17 protein-coding genes are annotated in these 16194 nt (G+C 69.7%); 14 read left to right on the forward strand and 3 right to left on the reverse strand.

Going from position 1 to position 16194, the window contains the following annotated elements:
- Positions 1-93: 93 nt before the first annotated feature.
- On the reverse strand, positions 94-897 hold the full coding sequence (locus K2X24_RS06105; protein ID WP_292495754.1) for an undecaprenyl-diphosphate phosphatase: 804 nt from the start codon (positions 895-897) through the stop codon (positions 94-96).
- 259 nt (positions 898-1156) lie between these two features.
- Here K2X24_RS06105 and K2X24_RS06110 point away from each other — a divergent pair, with 259 nt between their 5' ends.
- The 3 genes from K2X24_RS06110 to K2X24_RS06120 all read left to right on the forward strand — a co-directional run bounded on the left by K2X24_RS06110 (position 1157) and on the right by K2X24_RS06120 (position 3920).
- Complete coding sequence (locus K2X24_RS06110; protein WP_292495722.1) at positions 1157-1849, forward strand: glutathione S-transferase family protein; 693 nt, start codon at positions 1157-1159, stop codon at positions 1847-1849.
- A 68-nt stretch (positions 1850-1917) separates the two neighbouring features.
- On the forward strand, positions 1918-3063 hold the full coding sequence (gene queG, locus K2X24_RS06115) for a tRNA epoxyqueuosine(34) reductase QueG (protein WP_292495756.1): 1146 nt from the start codon (positions 1918-1920) through the stop codon (positions 3061-3063).
- Entirely contained in the window at positions 3060-3920 is an 861-nt protein-coding gene (locus tag K2X24_RS06120) for an SDR family oxidoreductase (RefSeq protein WP_292495724.1), read from the forward strand. The genes queG and K2X24_RS06120 overlap by 4 nt, the downstream gene beginning before the upstream one ends.
- A gap of 6 nt (positions 3921-3926) precedes the next feature.
- Here the strand turns inward: K2X24_RS06120 and K2X24_RS06125 are convergent, their stop codons facing one another.
- Both K2X24_RS06125 and K2X24_RS06130 read right to left on the reverse strand, forming a co-directional pair.
- Entirely contained in the window at positions 3927-4964 is a 1038-nt protein-coding gene (locus tag K2X24_RS06125) for a GNAT family N-acyltransferase (RefSeq protein WP_292495726.1), read from the reverse strand.
- Positions 4965-5164: 200 nt separating this feature from the next.
- Positions 5165-5554 carry a DUF2267 domain-containing protein gene (locus tag K2X24_RS06130; RefSeq protein ID WP_238279887.1) on the reverse strand — a complete coding sequence of 130 codons (390 nt, stop codon included), beginning with the start codon at positions 5552-5554 and terminating at the stop codon, positions 5165-5167.
- Positions 5555-5710: 156 nt separating this feature from the next.
- Here K2X24_RS06130 and K2X24_RS06135 point away from each other — a divergent pair, with 156 nt between their 5' ends.
- From K2X24_RS06135 to K2X24_RS06185, 11 genes are all read left to right on the forward strand, one after another.
- Positions 5711-7246 carry a helicase HerA-like domain-containing protein gene (locus K2X24_RS06135; RefSeq protein ID WP_292495728.1) on the forward strand — a complete coding sequence of 512 codons (1536 nt, stop codon included), beginning with the start codon at positions 5711-5713 and terminating at the stop codon, positions 7244-7246.
- Positions 7247-7468: 222 nt separating this feature from the next.
- Complete coding sequence (rplU, locus tag K2X24_RS06140; RefSeq protein ID WP_056215136.1) at positions 7469-7783, forward strand: 50S ribosomal protein L21; 315 nt, start codon at positions 7469-7471, stop codon at positions 7781-7783.
- 39 nt (positions 7784-7822) lie between these two features.
- A complete protein-coding gene (gene rpmA, locus K2X24_RS06145) occupies positions 7823-8089 on the forward strand; it encodes a 50S ribosomal protein L27 (RefSeq protein ID WP_238279885.1) in 267 nt (88 codons plus the stop codon).
- A gap of 134 nt (positions 8090-8223) precedes the next feature.
- Positions 8224-9258: a GTPase ObgE gene (gene obgE, locus K2X24_RS06150; RefSeq protein WP_238279884.1), complete on the forward strand. Its 1035-nt coding sequence runs from the start codon at positions 8224-8226 to the stop codon at positions 9256-9258.
- 76 nt (positions 9259-9334) lie between these two features.
- Entirely contained in the window at positions 9335-10471 is a 1137-nt protein-coding gene (gene proB / locus K2X24_RS06155; RefSeq protein ID WP_292495733.1) for a glutamate 5-kinase, read from the forward strand.
- Positions 10472-10580: 109 nt separating this feature from the next.
- Entirely contained in the window at positions 10581-11879 is a 1299-nt protein-coding gene (locus K2X24_RS06160) for a glutamate-5-semialdehyde dehydrogenase (protein ID WP_292495736.1), read from the forward strand.
- 27 nt (positions 11880-11906) lie between these two features.
- Positions 11907-12530: a nicotinate-nucleotide adenylyltransferase gene (locus K2X24_RS06165; RefSeq protein WP_292495738.1), complete on the forward strand. Its 624-nt coding sequence runs from the start codon at positions 11907-11909 to the stop codon at positions 12528-12530.
- A 63-nt stretch (positions 12531-12593) separates the two neighbouring features.
- Positions 12594-13037: a ribosome silencing factor gene (gene rsfS, locus K2X24_RS06170; protein ID WP_238279880.1), complete on the forward strand. Its 444-nt coding sequence runs from the start codon at positions 12594-12596 to the stop codon at positions 13035-13037.
- Positions 13038-13053: 16 nt separating this feature from the next.
- On the forward strand, positions 13054-13554 hold the full coding sequence (gene rlmH / locus K2X24_RS06175; protein ID WP_292495741.1) for a 23S rRNA (pseudouridine(1915)-N(3))-methyltransferase RlmH: 501 nt from the start codon (positions 13054-13056) through the stop codon (positions 13552-13554).
- A complete protein-coding gene (locus K2X24_RS06180; RefSeq protein WP_292495743.1) occupies positions 13551-14894 on the forward strand; it encodes a peptidoglycan DD-metalloendopeptidase family protein in 1344 nt (447 codons plus the stop codon). The genes rlmH and K2X24_RS06180 overlap by 4 nt, the downstream gene beginning before the upstream one ends.
- A partial coding sequence (locus K2X24_RS06185; protein WP_292495746.1) for a S41 family peptidase occupies positions 14894-16194 on the forward strand: 1301 nt, incomplete at its 3' end. The genes K2X24_RS06180 and K2X24_RS06185, both read left to right, overlap by 1 nt.

Raw genomic sequence — 16194 nt, forward strand, 5'->3', positions numbered from 1 at the left:
TTGCACGCCGTCGCGCGTGGACGCAATCGCCCTCGCGCCTTGTATTTTAAATCTCAATTCGCCGGGGCGCCGGCCCCGGCGGTCCCGGGCCGGTCAGCCGAAGATGATCAGGCCCGCGAAGCCGAGCGAACCGACGATGATGCGCCACCAGGCGAACAGCCGGAATCCGTGCGAGGCGACGTAGTCGAGCACCGTCCGCACCACGATGAAGGCCGAGATGAAGGCCACGATGAAGCCGATCACGATCAGGCCGGTGTCGTCGCGCGAGAGGTTCTTGTAGTTGTCGAGCAGGTCCTTGGCGAAGGCACCCGCCATGGTGGGGATCGCGAGGTAGAACGAGAACTCGGTGGCCGAGCGCTTGTCGGCGCCCATCAGCATGGCGCCCACGATGGTGGCGCCCGAGCGCGAGACGCCGGGAATCATCGCGAGGCACTGGAACAGGCCGATCTTCAGGTCCATGGGCAGGGTGAAGTCGAACACGTCGCGCTTCTTCACCTCGAGGTCGGTGTCGTCGAGGACGAGGAGCACCAGACCGCCGGCCACCAGGGTCGCGCAGACGATCCAGGGGTTGAAGAGGTAGAACTTGATGTATTTCGAGAAGATACCGCCGATGATGGCCGCCGGCAGGAACGCCAGCAGGATGCCGGCCACGAAGCGGCGCGCCCTGGGGTCGTTGGGCAGCGCCAGGGTGATGCCGAGCAGCCGCCGGAAATAGACCGCCAGGATCGCCAGGATGGCGCCGAGCTGGATCAGCACCTCGAAGGTATTGTTGGGAGACTGGAAGCCGATGAAGTGCCCCACCAGGAGCTGGTGCCCCGTGGACGAAACCGGAATGAACTCGGTCGCCCCCTCCACCACGGCGAGCACGACCGCCTTCGCGATGCCCATCGCATCCATCATCTCATCGCCTCGAGGGTTGGGGTGTCTGGGAAGGCCCGGCCGGTGACACGCTCTGAGCCCGGTGGTTCATCCGGCGGCGCTTCCATCGCGGATCGAACGTGATCCATCAAGGTTGACGGACAGTTATCGCGTTCGCCACGGTCGTGTTAATGAGGCGGCAATGATCGGGCAATAAGTCTTACCCGGCCGACCATCCCCGCCGGGCACCGACGCGGTTCGTTCCTCCGGCAAACTTCCCCCGTGCGAAACGGCCTCGATGGCGACGCTTTACCACTCCCCCTTCTGTCCGCATTCCCGGTTCATCCGCCTCGTCCTGTCCGAGATGGGGATGGAGCCGACCCTGATGGAGGAGCGTGCCTGGGACCGGCGCGAGGCCTTCCTGCTGATCAACCCGGCCGGGACCACGCCGGTGCTGGTGGAGCAGACCGGTCTGGCCGTGCCCGGCGCCGGCATCATCGCCGAGTATCTCGACGAGACCCGGGGCCTCGGCCTCAGCGGCCGGCGCCTCCTGCCCGAGACGACGGCGGCGCGGGTCGAGGTGCGCCGCCTGCTCGACTGGTTCCTGGTGAAGTTCAACGCCGAGGTCACCGAGTACCTTGTCACGGAAAAGATCTCGAAGCGCTTCATGAACAGCGCCAACGGCGGTGGCCCGCCGGACATGAATGCCATTCGGGCGGCGCGCACGAATGTGCGCTACCACATGAAATACATCGGCTACCTCATGTCCCGCCGGAAGTGGATCGCGGGCGACCATCTGACCTATGCGGATCTCGCGGCGGCGGCCCACCTCTCCTGCGTGGATTATCTCGGCGACGTGCCATGGGACGAGGACGAGACGGCGAGGGACTGGTACGCGCGGGTGAAGTCGCGTCCGTCCTTCCGCACCCTCCTGGCGGACCGGGTACCCGGCATGGCGCCGGCCGACCACTACGCGAACCTGGATTTTTGAACGCATCGCCACCGGCGCCGGCAGCGCGGTCGACGAAGGCGCCGCGCAAGGTCCTGGCGGGTGCCGACCTGCGCCGGGCGGTCGAGGCACGGGCGCGCCTGCTCGGGTTCGAGGCGGTCCGCGTCACGCGGCCCGACGCCGTCCCCGAACTCCGGGACAGGCTGCCCGCCTGGCTCGCGGAGGGCCACCACGGCGGGATGGAGTGGATGGCGGAGCGTGCCGACCAGCGCGCCGACCCCGCCACCCTGTGGCCCGGCGTCCGCAGCGTCGTCGTGCTGGGCATGAATTACGGGCCCGAGGGCGACCCCCTCGCGCTCCTGGCGCGGCGGGAGCGAGGCGCCATCGCGGCCTATGCCCAGCGGCGCGACTACCACGAGGTGGTCAAGGGCAAGCTCAAGGAACTCGGCGGCTACCTCTCCGCCAAGGGCGATGTCCGCGTGAAGGTCTTCGTCGACACCGCGCCCGTGATGGAGAAGCCGCTCGCCGCCGCCGCCGGGCTCGGCTGGCAGGGCAAGCACACGGTGCTGGTCTCGCGCGACCTCGGCAACTGGCTGCTGCTCGGCGCGATCTACACTTCCGCCGAGCTGGAGCCGGACGCGCCGGAGCGCGACCATTGCGGCTCGTGCCGCCGCTGCCTCGACATCTGCCCGACGAACGCCTTTCCGTCCCCCTACCGGCTCGATGCGCGCCGCTGCATCAGCTACCTCACCATCGAACATGCGGGGCCGATCCCGACCGAGTTCCGCGCCGCCATCGGCAACCGGATCTTCGGCTGCGACGATTGCCTGGCGGTCTGTCCCTGGAACAAGTTCGCCGCCGTGGCGGCGGAGGGGCGCATGGCCGCCCGCGCGGACCTCGCCGCGCCGCCGCTCGCCGACCTCGCCCGCCTCGACGACGCGGCCTTCCGCGCGCGCTTTGCCGGCACGCCGGTCAAGCGCACGGGGCGCGACCGCTTCCTGCGCAACGTCCTGGTCGCGATCGGTAATTCCGGCATGCCCAGCCTCGCGGACGCGGCGGAGGCGAACCTGTCCGATCCCTCGCCCCTCGTACGCGGCATGGCGGTGTGGGCCCTCGGCCGCCTCGTCGCCCCGGCGCGGCTGCGGGACCTTTTCAACGCCCGGGGTTTGGGCGAAACCGACGGCGCCGTCCGGGACGAGTGGCGCCTCGCCCTCGATTCCGGCGGCTCCGGGATGCCAGGACACGCCGCCTCATGAACCTTTTCGTCTTCGGTCTCGGCTTCACCGCCCGCCGCTTCGTCGAGCGTGCCCGTAGCCGCTTCGACACGGTGCGCGCCACGGTCACCGATCCGGCGCGGACCGGACCGGGCGACCTCGCCGAGATGCGGGCCTTCGGACCGGATTCCGACGATCCCCGCATCGCGGCCGATCTGGCCGACACGGACGTGCTCCTCGTCTCGGCGCCGCCGGGGCGCGACGGCGACACGGTTCTGAATCGCTACCGCGCGGCCATTGCCGGCAGCCGTATCGGCTGGATCGGCTACCTCTCGACCATCGGGGTCTATGGCGACCACGGGGGCGCCTGGATCGACGAGGAGACGGCCCCGAGCCCGGTGAGCGGACGCTCGCGCGGACGTCTCTCCGTGGAGCACGACTGGCTGGCGCTGGGCGCCGAGACGGGCAAGGCCGTGCAGGTGTTCCGCCTGTCTGGCATCTACGGACCAGGTCGCAATCCGATCGTGAAGCTGCGCGAGGGCAAGTCGCAGCGCATCATCAAGCCCGGTCAGGTCTTCAACCGCATCCACGTGGACGACATCGCCACGACGTTGCTGGCCTCGATCGACCGGCCGCGCAACGGCGCCGTCTACAACGTCACCGACGACGAGCCGACGCCGCCGCAGGTCGTCACCGAATACGCCGCCAAGCTCGCCGGGCTGCCGCTGCCCCCGGAGGTCGATTTCGAGACCGCCGACCTCAGCCCGATGGCGCGTAGCTTCTACGGCGAGAACAAGCGGGTGCGGAACCGTCGCATCCGGGAGGAGCTCGGGGTCGACCTCGCCTATCCGACCTACCGCGAGGGCTTGGCCGCCCTCGTGGCGGATGCCCGGGCCTGAGGTCGGTCAGGCTGCCTGCCGGTTCGCCGCCGGCCCGAAATGGTCGCGATAGCGCGCCGCGATCGCCGAGACGGGCAGCACGACGAAGACGTCGGTGGTGCCGAACTGGTGGTCGATGACGGCGCCGTCGCCGAAGGTGGCGCCGACCCGCAGGTAGCCCTTGATCAGGGGGGGCAGGGCCTGCAGCGCGGCCTTCGGGTCCACGGCCTCGCGGGCGAGGCGGTTCATGGCAACGTAGCGCTCGGGCAGGGCGCGGGCGCACCAGCCCTCGGCGGCCCGCGCGTGGTGATGGAGGAAGCTTAACGGCAGGGCGAGCCGCTCCGGGTCCGTCCCCTCCAGGCTGGCGCAGCCCAGCATGGCGTCGATGCGGTGGTGCTGGACATAGGCCCAGATACCGGCCCAGAGCAGTTCCACCGTCCGTTTCGTCCGGTAGGGCTTCAGCACGCAGGAGCGGCCGAGTTCGAGGAAGCGGGCACCTGGATTGGCCGCCATCACCGGAGCGATGTCGTATTCCCCCGCCGTGTAGAAACCGAAATGGCGGTCCGCCGCGTCCTGGCGCAGGAGCCGGTAGGTGCCGACCACCTTCGGCCGGGGCCGCCGGAACGGCTTGGCGGCGAAGGACGTCGTGTCCACGGCCGCGTGGTCGATGACGAGGAGATGGTCGCAGACCGCATCGTAATCGTCGATGTCCCGGCGCGACAGCATGGCGAGGCCACTCGGGACCGCCGACATCTCCTCGTAGAACACCCGGTAGCGCAGGCGCTGCGCCCGCCGGATCTCCGACACGGTGGTGGCGAGCCGCACCTCCAGGCTGCCGATGCGCCCCAGGGTCGGCGCGAGGCCGGGCGCGGCCAGGGGCTTCTTCAGGCGTGGCTTGAACCGGATCGGGGCGGCTCCCGGCGGGAGCAGCAGGCCGCGGGGATGGAAGCCCGGCAGGCCGGCTTCCGCGGTGCGCTGCTTGAGCCGGGCGAAGGGGGCGTGCACGTGCGCCTCCCAGCCATTGAGCCACGCCGTGGAGGCATCGCGCGCGAAGTTCGGGACCATCGTCCAATCCGCCCTGTCGGGACACCGAGGCGGCTCCGCGGGAGCCCATGGCCTCGTGCCTTCGGGAGGCCACAACATCACGAAGCGCACACGCTTTTATGACACGGATTGCCGTTTTGCCAGAGGGGGTTGCGAAGTGAGGAGCCCGGTCCTCCGTCGATGCCGCGATGGGTAGTCGCCGAAGGACCGGGCCTGGAATCTCAGACGAATTGGTTCAGGCCCGGGATCGAACCGACGATCGGTCCCATGACGTCCTCGCCGGCCTTCTCGCGCCCATAGGCGAACAGCTCCTGGCCGAGGGGCTGCATCTGGCCCATCGGCACGCCGGCCGACATCAGCTTCTGGCCCAGAGCCATCACGCCGCCCCCACCCATCATGCCGCCGAGCATGCCCATCAGGCCCCCGCCGCCCTCGCCGGCGTTGGAATCGGCGATCGCGGTCTCGGATCCCGGCAGGGCGCCGAGGAGCTGGCTGACCTCGGTGGCCGGCCCCTCCTTCTGGAGGAAGGCCAGGATATGGCCGATGGCGGTCTGGGCCGTCGCGGCATCGAGGCCGGTCCGGTTCGTGACGCGGGCGATCAACTCTTCCATCTTCAAACAGCTCCAGCACGGTCGGGACCTAGTCCTTCCGGCCTCGCCGCCGCGAAATCAAGGCCGGTCCGCGAAGCGCTGGAAAATGACGCGGGCGCGGCCCATAACCGTCGCGGTCGATGCCGCGCCCCGGCCGGCGATGAGGAGCGGACGGTCATGCAGGACGACGGCACGATCCTGGTCGGCAAGGCGCCGCTCAGGGATGGCAGCCTGAAGGCCGAGGGTCTGACCCTGCGGCTCGCGAACCGCCACGGTCTGGTGGCGGGCGCCACCGGCACCGGCAAGACGGTGACCTTGCAGGTGCTGGCCGAGGGCTTCTCCAACGCCGGCGTTCCGGTCTTCGCCGCCGACATCAAGGGCGACCTGTCGGGGTTGGCGGCGGCGGGTGAAGCGAAGCCGGTCTTCGTCAAGCGGGCCGAGGAACTCGGAATCCCCTACGAGCCCGATCGCTTCCCGACGGTGTTCTGGGACCTGTTCGGCGATCAGGGCCACCCGATCCGCTGCACCGTGATCGAGATGGGGCCGCTGCTGCTGGCGCGCCTCCTGGAACTCAACGACACCCAGGAGGGCGTGCTGAACATCGCCTTCCGGGTGGCCGACGACAACAAGTGGCCGGTCCTCGACCTCAAGGACCTGCGCGCGCTGCTTCTTCATCTCACCGAGAACCTGAAGGCGATTTCGGGCCAGTACGGCAACGTCTCGGCGGCCTCCGTGGGCGCCATCCAGCGCCAGCTCCTGATGCTGGAGAACCAGGGCGCCGACCGTTTCTTCGGCGAGCCGGCCCTCGACCTGAACGACTTCATGCGGGTGGACCGCGAGGGACGGGGCATCGTCAACATCCTGGCCGCCGACAAGCTGATGCAGCGGCCCCGGCTCTACGCCTCGTTCCTGCTCTGGATGCTCTCCGAACTCTTCGAGCAGCTTCCGGAAATCGGCGACCTCGACAAGCCGAAACTCGTGTTCTTCTTCGACGAGGCGCACCTGCTGTTCGACGATGCCCCGAAGGCGCTCCTCGACGCGGTGGAGCAGGTGGTGCGCCTGATCCGCTCGAAGGGGGTCGGCGTCTATTTCGTGACGCAGAACCCCCTCGACGTGCCGGAATCGGTGTTGGGTCAGCTCGGCAACCGGGTGCAGCACGCCCTGCGCGCCTTCACGCCCCGCGACCAGCGCGCCGTGAAGGCCGCGGCCGAAACGTTCCGGCAGAATCCCGGCTTCGACGTCGCCAAGGCGATCACGGAACTCGGCGTCGGCGAGGCGCTGGTGTCGTTCCTCGAGGCGAAAGGCACGCCGTCGGTCGTCGAGCGCGCCCTGATCGCCCCGCCGCAGGGCCGCGTCGGACCGATCACTCCGGCCGAGCGCGCCGAGCTCATCGCGAAAAGCCCGGTCCGGGGCAAGTACGACCAGTCGGTCGACAACGAGAGCGCCTACGAGATGCTGGCCGCCCGCAAGGGCTTGGACGGCGGCGGAACCGATGGCGCGGAGTCCGGCGAGGGCGGGCTTGGCGGGATGCTCGGCGGGTGGCTCGGAGGCGTTCTGGGCGGCAAGCCCGCCGGCAAGGGCGGCCGCCGTCCGGCTCCGGGCCTCGCCGAGCAGGTGCTTGGCAACGCCGCCCGCTCGATGGCCCGCAAGGTCGGTACGGAGGTCGGCAACGCGATCCTGCGGAACGTGCTCGGCGGGCTGACCAAGCGGTAGGCCGCCGGGCGCTGTACTTCGCGCCAGCATTGACAAATCACCCCGTCCCCGCCTATCCACCGCCTCTCGCGCGGCTTCCTCGACGAAGTCCGCGCGTTTCGCGTTCGCGCTCGGCCCAGACCACAAGTCCCGATCCGGTGCCGCGGATGACCTGAACAAGAAGACGGTCCAGGCCCACCTCGCGGTGGGCTGGAGGCCGGCAGAGAACACGAAGAGAGAACGATGTTCGCAGTCATCAAGACGGGCGGCAAGCAGTATCGCGTCGCCGCCAACGACACCATCACGATCGCCACGCTCGCGGGCGAGGCCGGTTCGGCCGTCACCTTCGGTGACGTGCTCCTGTTCACGAACGGCGAAGGCGCCACCCAGGTCGGCGCGCCGCTGCTCTCGGGCATCAGCGTCACCGGCGAGATCGTCAGCCACGGCCGCGACGCGAAGGTCATCGCCTTCAAGAAGCGCCGCCGTCAGAATTCCCGCCGCAAGCGGGGCCACCGCCAGCACCACACGGTGGTCCGCATCACCGGCATCAGCGCCTGACGATCCGACCTGAGATTCAAGAATTCGGAGTAACTCCCCATGGCCCATAAAAAAGCAGGCGGCTCGTCCCGCAACGGCCGCGACTCGGCCGGTCAGCGCCTCGGCGTGAAGAAGTTCGGTTCCGAGGCCGTCATTCCGGGCAACATCATCGTGCGCCAGCGCGGCACCAAGTGGCATCCCGGCACAAACGTCGGCATGGGCACGGACCACACCCTGTTCGCCAAGGCCGCCGGCCGCGTGCTGTTCGAGACGAAGCGCGGTCGCGCCTTCGTCACGGTCGTGCCGGTGCAGGAAGCCGCCGAGTAAGGCGCTTGGCCAGGGCCTTCCGCCAGGCGGGCCCCACCACCAGATAATCCCGGGGAAGATGGGAAACCGTCTTCCCCGTCGTCGTTTCGGCGACGCGTCGAAATCCTGATGCCCGAACGAAGCCGAGTCCGCCCGTGAAATTCCTCGACGAAGCCAAGGTCTATGTCCGCTCCGGCGACGGTGGCGCCGGCTGCGTGGCCTTCCGCCGTGAAAAGTTCATCGAGTTCGGCGGCCCGAACGGCGGCGACGGCGGGCGCGGCGGCGACGTCTGGGTCGAGTGCGTCGACGGCCTCAACACCCTGATCGACTACCGCTACCAGCAGCACTTCAAGGCCCGGAAGGGCGAGCACGGCATGGGCTCGAACCGCCACGGGGCCAACGGCGCCGACGTGGTGCTGAAGGTGCCGGCCGGCACAGAGATCCTGGCGGAGGACGGCGAGACCCTGATCGCCGATATGACGCATGTCGGCCAGCGCGTGCGTCTCGCCAAGGGCGGCAACGGCGGCTTCGGCAACGCCTACTTCACCACCTCGACCAACCGCGCCCCGAAGCATGCCAATCCCGGCCTCGAGGGCCACGAGCAGTGGGTCTGGCTGCGCTTGAAGCTCATCGCGGATGCGGGCCTCGTCGGGTTGCCCAATGCCGGCAAGTCGACGTTCCTGGCCGCCGTCACGGCGGCCAAGCCCAAGATCGCCGACTACCCGTTCACGACGCTGCATCCGGGCCTCGGCGTGGTGCGCTCCGACGAGCGCGAATTCGTCCTCGCGGACATCCCCGGCCTGATCGAGGGTGCCCATGACGGGGTCGGCCTCGGCGACAAGTTCCTGGCCCATGTGGAGCGGTGCCGCGTGCTGCTGCACCTCGTGGAGGCGACCAACGAGCATGCCGGCCAGACCTACAAGCTCGTGCGTCGCGAACTCGAGGCCTACGGACACGGCCTCGACGAGAAGCCCGAGATCGTGGCGCTCTCGAAAGCCGACGTGGTCGATCCGGACGTGCTCAAGGAGCAGGTCGCCCGCCTGAAGCGCGCCTCGAAGAAGAAGCCCCTGGTCCTGTCCTCCGCCACCGGCCTCGGTGTGCAGGATGCTCTCCGGGCGCTGGCCCGCGAGATGGACGAGGCCAGGCTCGCCGAGGCCGAGGCGCAGCCCGCGCAGGCGTGGCAGCCCTGAGGAGAGGCCGCCAGCCCTTGTGTCGCGGGCAGCCGGTCGCCACAAGCGCACCATCGTCCTCCCGCCGACGCTGCCGATGACCCTCGACGTCCAGATCCCCAACCTCCAAGATTTCCGCCGCATCGTCATCAAGGTCGGCTCGGCCCTCCTCGTCGACCGGGCGCGCGGGCGCCTGCGCCATGCCTGGCTCGCCGCGCTCGCCGAGGACATCGCCGACCTGCACGCCAGCGGGGCCGACGTGCTCGTGGTCTCCTCCGGCGCGATCGCGCTGGGGCGGACGGTGCTAGGGTACCCGCCCGGCACCCTGCGGCTTGAGGAGAGCCAGGCGGCCGCGGCCGTGGGGCAGATCGCCCTGGCCCGGCACTGGTCGGAGGCGTTGGGGCATCACGGCATCGCGGCCGGGCAGATCCTGGTCACGCCGCAGGATACCGAGGAGCGCCGGCGCTACCTCAACGCCCGCGCCACCGTGCTCAAGCTCCTCGAAGTGCGGGCCGTGCCGGTCGTCAACGAGAACGACACGGTGGCGACTTCCGAGATCCGCTACGGCGACAACGACCGCCTCGCCGCCCGCGTCGCCACGATGATCGGCGCCGACGTGCTGGTGCTGTTCTCGGATATCGACGGTCTCTACACCGCTCCGCCGCACACCGACCCGGAGGCGCGCCACCTGCCTCTGATCGAGCGAATCACCCCCGAGATCGAGGCCATGGCCGGCGGCCCGGCTTCGGAGCTCTCACGCGGGGGCATGCGCACCAAGGTCGAGGCGGCCAAGATCGCCGCCAGCGGCGGCACCCACATGATCATCGCCGACGGACGCGAGAAGAACCCGCTGCGCACCATCCTGCGGGGCGGCCGCTGCAGTTGGTTCCTGTCGGGCTCCAATCCGGTCACCGCCCGCAAGAGCTGGATCGCGGGTTCGCTCGAACCACGCGGCATCCTCACGGTGGATGCCGGCGCGGCGCGCGCCCTTCAGGGCGGCGCGAGCCTGCTGCCGGTGGGCGTCACCAAGGTTCAGGGCGGCTTCGGGCGCGGCGACGCCGTGGTGATCCGGGACGAGGCCGGACGCATTCTCGGGCGCGGCCTCGTGGCCTACGACAGCGACCAGGCCGTGCGCATCATCGGCCGGCCGAGCCGCGAGATCGCGGATCTCCTCACCCATCCGGGCCGCGCCGAGATGGTGCATCGCGATGACCTCGCCATGGTGGGGGAATAGCTGATCTGTCAGCGGCAATGCTTGTTTTTACGGCACGCGACGTGGCATGACGGATTCCGAACACATGGCGGCCGCGCCCTTTTCCGCGACGGTCGCGAGGATGAAGGCCGTGCCCGTTCTGAATCTGCGAAGCGATTTTGCGCCCCCCGGCGATCTCTCCGAGGAGATGAACGCCATCGGCCGGCGCGCCCGCGCCGCCGCTCGCCAGATCGCCCTCGCTCCGGCCCACACAAAGGACACGGCCCTGCGCCTCGTCTCCGAGCGCCTGCGGGCCGAGCGGGACGCGATCCTGGCCGAGAACGCCCGCGACGTGGAGGCGGCCCGCGCCGCCGGCCAGACCCAGGCGCTCATCGATCGGCTCACCCTGGATGCGGGGCGCCTCAACGGCATCGCGGATGCTGTCGCCAAGATCGGCGCGCTGCCCGATCCCGTCGGCCGGCAGGTGGCCGCGTTCGAGCGGCCGAACGGCCTGCTCATCGAGCGCATCGCCGTGCCCCTCGGCGTCATCGGCGTGATCTTCGAGAGCCGCCCCAACGTCACCGCCGATGCCGGCGCGCTCTGCCTCAAGGCCGGCAACGCCGCGATCCTGCGGGCGGGCTCCGACAGTCACCGCTCGGCCATGGCCATCGCCCGGGTCATGCGAGCCGGGCTGGAGGCCGCCGGCCTGCCCGGTGATGCCATCCAGATCGTGCCGACCCGTGATCGCGCGGCCGTCGGCGCCATGCTGTCGGGCCTCGACGGCGGCATCGACGTCATCGTGCCCCGCGGGGGGCGCGGCCTCGTGGAGCGGGTGCAGGCGGAGGCCCGCGTGCCGGTCTTCGCCCATCTCGACGGCATCTGCCACGTCTACGTGGCGGCGGGCGCCGATCTCGACATGGCCCTCAAGGTCGTTCTCAACAGCAAGATGCGCCGGACCGGGATCTGTGGCGCCGCCGAGACGCTGCTCGTCGACCGGGCCTGCGCGGAGACCCACCTCGCCCCCCTGGTCAAGGCGCTGCTCGATTTCGGCTGTGCCGTGCGCGGCGATGCGGCCACCCAGGCCGTCGACGGCCGGGTGACGGCCGCGAGCGAGTCCGACTGGCGCACCGAGTACCTCGACGCCATCATCTCGGTGCGGGTGGTCGACGGGCTCGACGCGGCCATCGAACACATCGAGACCAACGGCTCGCACCACACCGACGCGATCATCACGGACGACATGGCGGAGGCGACGCGCTTCCTCGCGGAGGTCGATTCGGCCATCGTGACCCACAACGCCTCGACGCAGTTCGCCGATGGCGGCGAATTCGGTTTCGGTGCGGAGATCGGCATCGCCACCGGGCGCATGCATGCGCGCGGGCCGGTGGGTGTCGAGCAACTCACGACCTTCAAGTATCGCGTCCACGGGAACGGGCAGACGCGCCCTTGACGCTCGCCCGTCCGACCCGGGACCCCGATGCGCCTTGACGCATCGGGGCCGGCGCGCCTGCCTTCCGTCGCGCCGGGCCTGCGCATCGGCCTCTACGGCGGTTCCTTCAATCCGGCCCATCTCGGGCACCGGCATGTCAGCCTCGTCGCCCTGAAGCGGCTTCGCCTCGACCGGGTCTGGTGGATGGTCACCCCCGGCAATCCGCTGAAGGACCGGGGCGAACTCGCGGCCATCGACCGGCGGGTCGAGCGGGCGTCACAGATCGCCGATCATCCCCGGATCGCGGTGACGGATTTCGAATCACGGATCGGTGCGCGCTATACCCGCCAGACGCTTGGTTTCCTCACCCGCCGCCATCCGAATCTGCGCTTCGTCTGGATCATGGGCGCCGATAGCCTCGCGACATTTCATCGCTGGCAGGGATTTTCCGAGATCGCCGGCCTGATGCCGATGGCGATCGTGGATCGGCCGGGCTTCACCTTGACGGCACCGGCCGCGCGGGCAGCCCGGGCGCTCGCGCCCTGGCGCATCCCCGAGACGGAGGCGGCGAGCCTGCCCGACCGTGCGCCGCCCGCCTGGGTCTTCCTGCACGGGCCCCGTTCGACCCTCTCCTCGACGGCGCTTCGCGCCAAGCCGGGCGGCCCTGCATAGGCCGCACATGGAAAAGGCAAGCGCCACGTTCCACTTTATCTCTATCCGGGGTACGATGACGGGATGACGATGGCGATAGCAGGAACCCAGACGCTGAACGACGCGGCCCACACCGGAGTCCCGAGCTCCGAAGAAACCACCAACCGGAAGATCGACGATCTCCGGAGCCTCGCCCTCGAATGCCTCGAGGACATGAAGGCCGAGGAAACGATCGAGATCGACCTGATGGGCCGAACCTCCCTGGCCGACACCATGATCATCACCTCGGGCCGCTCGCAGCGCCATGTCGGCGCGATCGCGGATCGTGTCCTTCAGGAGATGAAGACCAAGGGCCTCGGCACCGCCCGGGTCGAGGGTCTGCCCGCCTGCGACTGGGTGCTGATCGATGCCGGCGACGTCATCGTGCACATCTTCCGCCCCGAGGTACGGGGTTTCTACAACCTCGAGAAGATGTGGGGCGCCGACCGTCCCGCCGCCGCGCTTCCCTCCGCCGCCTTGGCCGAGTGAGAGCCGGCGCCGCCTCGTGCGCTTGCTCGTGGCGGCGGTCGGCCGCCTGAAGCCCGGTCCCGAGCGCGATCTCGCCGCGCGCTACCGCGAGCGTGCCGCGCAGGTCGGGCGCGGGCTCGGCTTCACCGCCTGCGATATCGCCGAGATTCCGGAGAGCCGAGCGCGCCGCGCGCCGGATCGGGCCTCCGAGGAGGGCGCGGCCATCCTGGCGCAGGTCGCCACCGGCGCGGTCCTGGCAGTCTACGACGAGCGGGGACGCTCGGACCTCGCCAGCGAGACCATCGCGGCGCGAGTCGGCGACTGGCGCGATGCGGGCCGTGCCGCCCTCGTGCTGGCCATCGGCGGCGCCGACGGCCTCGACCCGGCGGTACGGGCGCGGGCCGAACTGAGCCTCTCCTTCGGAGCCGCGACCTTGCCGCACGGGCTTGTGCGCGTCCTGGCCCTGGAGCAGGTGTATCGCACGCTGACGATCCTGGCAGGCCACCCGTACCACCGCGGAAACCTCGACGAGCGATGACTCCGGCGATCCGATTCGGACGAGATTGGGCAAAGCGCGGGCTGCTGCTGCTGGCGGCCTGCCTCGTCGCGTCGGGTACGCCCCGCGCCGAGGCCCCGGCGACGCCGGACGCCGTTCAGAAGGCCCTGGACGAGAAGACCCGCCGGGCCGAGAACCTGAAGCGCATCGAGGAGGCCCTGGCCGCCAGTACGGGTGCGCGGGCGAAATACGAGGCCGAGATCGCGGCGATCGGCGGCGACCGGGCGAAGCTGAATACGGCGCTCCTCGATGCCACCCGTCAGGCGCAGGCCACCGAGGTGCGCATGAGCCGTCTCGAGGAGCGCCTGAAGACGCTCGGCGCCAGCGAGACCGCCCTGCGGCGCTCCCTCGATTCCCGGCGCGGGGTGATCGCCGAGATCCTGGCCGCGCTCCAGCGCATGGGGCGCCGACCGCCGCCGGCCGTGCTGGTACGGCCCGAGGACGTGCTGGCGGTGATCCGCACCTCCATGCTCCTCGGCGCGGTGGTGCCGGAATTGCGTGGCGAGGCTGAGACCCTAGCCGGGGACCTCTCCGAACTCGTGCGCCTCAGGGGCCTGATCGCGGCGGATCGCGAAGGTTTGACCAGCGATCTCGCGGGCTGGGCGCGGGAGCAGCAGCGCCTGAATGCCCTCATCGCCACGCGCCGTACCCGGCAGGCCGAGGTCGAGAGCGGATTGGCGGCCGAGCGCACACGCACGGCCGAACTCGCCGTGCAGGCCCGCAGCCTCAAGGACCTTCTCGACCGGATGGAGGGCGAGGTCGCCTCCGCCCGGCGTGCGGCCGAGGAGGCGCGGGCCGCCGAGACCCGCGAGGCCCGCGCGACGCAGGAGCGCTTCGCGGCGGCCGGCGCACGCGACCCGGCCCGGCTGGCGCCCAAGGTGCGTTTCGTGGATACCCGTGGCGACCTGCCCCGTCCGGTCAGTGGAGCCACCCTGCGCAGCTTCAATCAGCCCGATGGAAACGGCGGCACGACCCGCGGCATATCGCTCGCGACCCGGCCGAAAGCCGTCGTTTCGTCACCGGCCGATGGTTGGGTGTCCTTCGCCGGGCAGTTTCGCTCGTACGGGCGACTCTTGATCATCAACGCCGGCGATGGCTACTATCTCTTGTTGGCGGGGATGGACCAGATCAACGTCGAGGTCGGCCAGTTCGTGCTCGCGGGCGAGCCGGTGGCGGCGATGGGGGAGGGCGGCGCCAGCCCCGACCCGGCGGGCGGTGATCGCGGCGATCCGGTCTTATACGTCGAGTTCAGAAAAGACGGCGGCTCCATCGACCCGGAGCCTTGGTGGGCGAAAAGCCCCAGCGAGAAGGTTCGCGGATAATGCGCAAGGTTTCCCTGGTTTTGCTCGGCGCGTTCCTCGGCGTCGGATCCTCGGTGGTGACCACCCAGACCCACCTGCTCTCGGGAACGAGCGCCGTGGCGGCCTCCGCGGAAACCTACCGTCAGCTCAGCCTGTTCGGCGACGTGTTCGAGAAGGTCCGTACCGACTACGTCGAGAAGCCCGACGAGGCGAAGCTGATCGAGGCCGCCGTGAACGGCATGCTGACCTCCCTCGATCCGCATTCGAGCTACATGGATTCCAAGAGCTTCCGCGACATGCAGGTGCAGACCCGCGGCGAGTTCGGCGGCCTCGGCATCGAGGTCACGATGGAGGATGGCCTGATCAAGGTCGTGACCCCGATCGACGATACGCCCGCCTCCAAGGCCGGCATCCTCACCAACGACGTCATCACCCAGATCGACGAGGACCAGGTCCAGGGTCTCACCCTGAACCAGGCGGTCGACAAGATGCGCGGCCCGGTGAACTCGCCCGTGAAGCTGAAGATCAGCCGCAAGGAGTCGAAGGACCCGATCGAGGTCACGCTCAATCGCGACGTGATCAAGATCAAGCCGGTGCGCTCGCGCGCCGAGGGTGGCGACGTCGGCTATATCCGCCTGACCCAGTTCAACGAGCAGACCTTCGACGGCCTGCGCGCGGCGATCGACAAGCTGAACACCGACATCGGCGCCGACAAGCTCAAGGGCTACGTGCTGGATCTGCGCAACAACCCGGGCGGCCTCCTCGACCAGGCCGTGATGGTGTCGGACGCCTTCCTCGACCGGGGTGAGATCGTCTCGACGCGCGGCCGCAACCCCGACGAGACGCAGCGCTTCTCGGCGAAATCCGGTGACCTGACCAAGGGCAAGCCGATCGTGGTGCTGGTGAACGGCGGCTCCGCCTCGGCCTCCGAGATCGTGGCCGGCGCCCTGCAGGACCACAAGCGCGCCACGGTGCTGGGCACGCGCTCCTTCGGCAAGGGCTCGGTGCAGTCGATCATCCCCCTCGGCGGCTCGGGCGCCCTGCGCCTGACGACGGCGCGCTACTACACGCCATCGGGCCGCTCGATCCAGGCCAAGGGCATCGAGCCGGATCAGGAGGTCCTGCAGGAGGTGCCGGACGAGCTGAAGGGCAAGGACGAGACCAAGGGCGAGGCCGGCCTGAAGGGCCACCTCAAGCAGAAGGACGTCGAGGAGCGCGGCGGTTCGTCGGCCTACGTCCCGCCGGATCCGGCCAAGGACAAGCAGCTCATCGCGGCCTTCGACTACCTGCGCGGCATCCAGAAGGGCGCGGCCAACACGCC

The organism is Methylobacterium sp. (assembly GCF_019750675.1).
Lineage (GTDB): Bacteria > Pseudomonadota > Alphaproteobacteria > Rhizobiales > Beijerinckiaceae > Methylobacterium.

Excerpts from the sequence above, each read along its gene's own strand:
- K2X24_RS06105 (WP_292495754.1), bottom strand. The coding sequence starts at position 897 with ATGGATGCGATGGGCATCGCGAAGGCGGTCGTGCTCGCCGTGGTGGAG.
- K2X24_RS06110 (WP_292495722.1), top strand. The coding sequence starts at position 1,157 with ATGGCGACGCTTTACCACTCCCCCTTCTGTCCGCATTCCCGGTTCATC.
- K2X24_RS06120 (WP_292495724.1), top strand. The coding sequence starts at position 3,060 with ATGAACCTTTTCGTCTTCGGTCTCGGCTTCACCGCCCGCCGCTTCGTC.
- K2X24_RS06125 (WP_292495726.1), bottom strand. The coding sequence starts at position 4,964 with ATGGTCCCGAACTTCGCGCGCGATGCCTCCACGGCGTGGCTCAATGGC.
- K2X24_RS06130 (WP_238279887.1), bottom strand. The coding sequence starts at position 5,554 with ATGGAAGAGTTGATCGCCCGCGTCACGAACCGGACCGGCCTCGATGCC.
- K2X24_RS06135 (WP_292495728.1), top strand. The coding sequence starts at position 5,711 with ATGCAGGACGACGGCACGATCCTGGTCGGCAAGGCGCCGCTCAGGGAT.
- rplU (WP_056215136.1), top strand. The coding sequence starts at position 7,469 with ATGTTCGCAGTCATCAAGACGGGCGGCAAGCAGTATCGCGTCGCCGCC.
- rpmA (WP_238279885.1), top strand. The coding sequence starts at position 7,823 with ATGGCCCATAAAAAAGCAGGCGGCTCGTCCCGCAACGGCCGCGACTCG.
- proB (WP_292495733.1), top strand. The coding sequence starts at position 9,335 with ATGACCCTCGACGTCCAGATCCCCAACCTCCAAGATTTCCGCCGCATC.
- K2X24_RS06165 (WP_292495738.1), top strand. The coding sequence starts at position 11,907 with ATGCGCCTTGACGCATCGGGGCCGGCGCGCCTGCCTTCCGTCGCGCCG.
- rsfS (WP_238279880.1), top strand. The coding sequence starts at position 12,594 with ATGACGATGGCGATAGCAGGAACCCAGACGCTGAACGACGCGGCCCAC.
- K2X24_RS06180 (WP_292495743.1), top strand. The coding sequence starts at position 13,551 with ATGACTCCGGCGATCCGATTCGGACGAGATTGGGCAAAGCGCGGGCTG.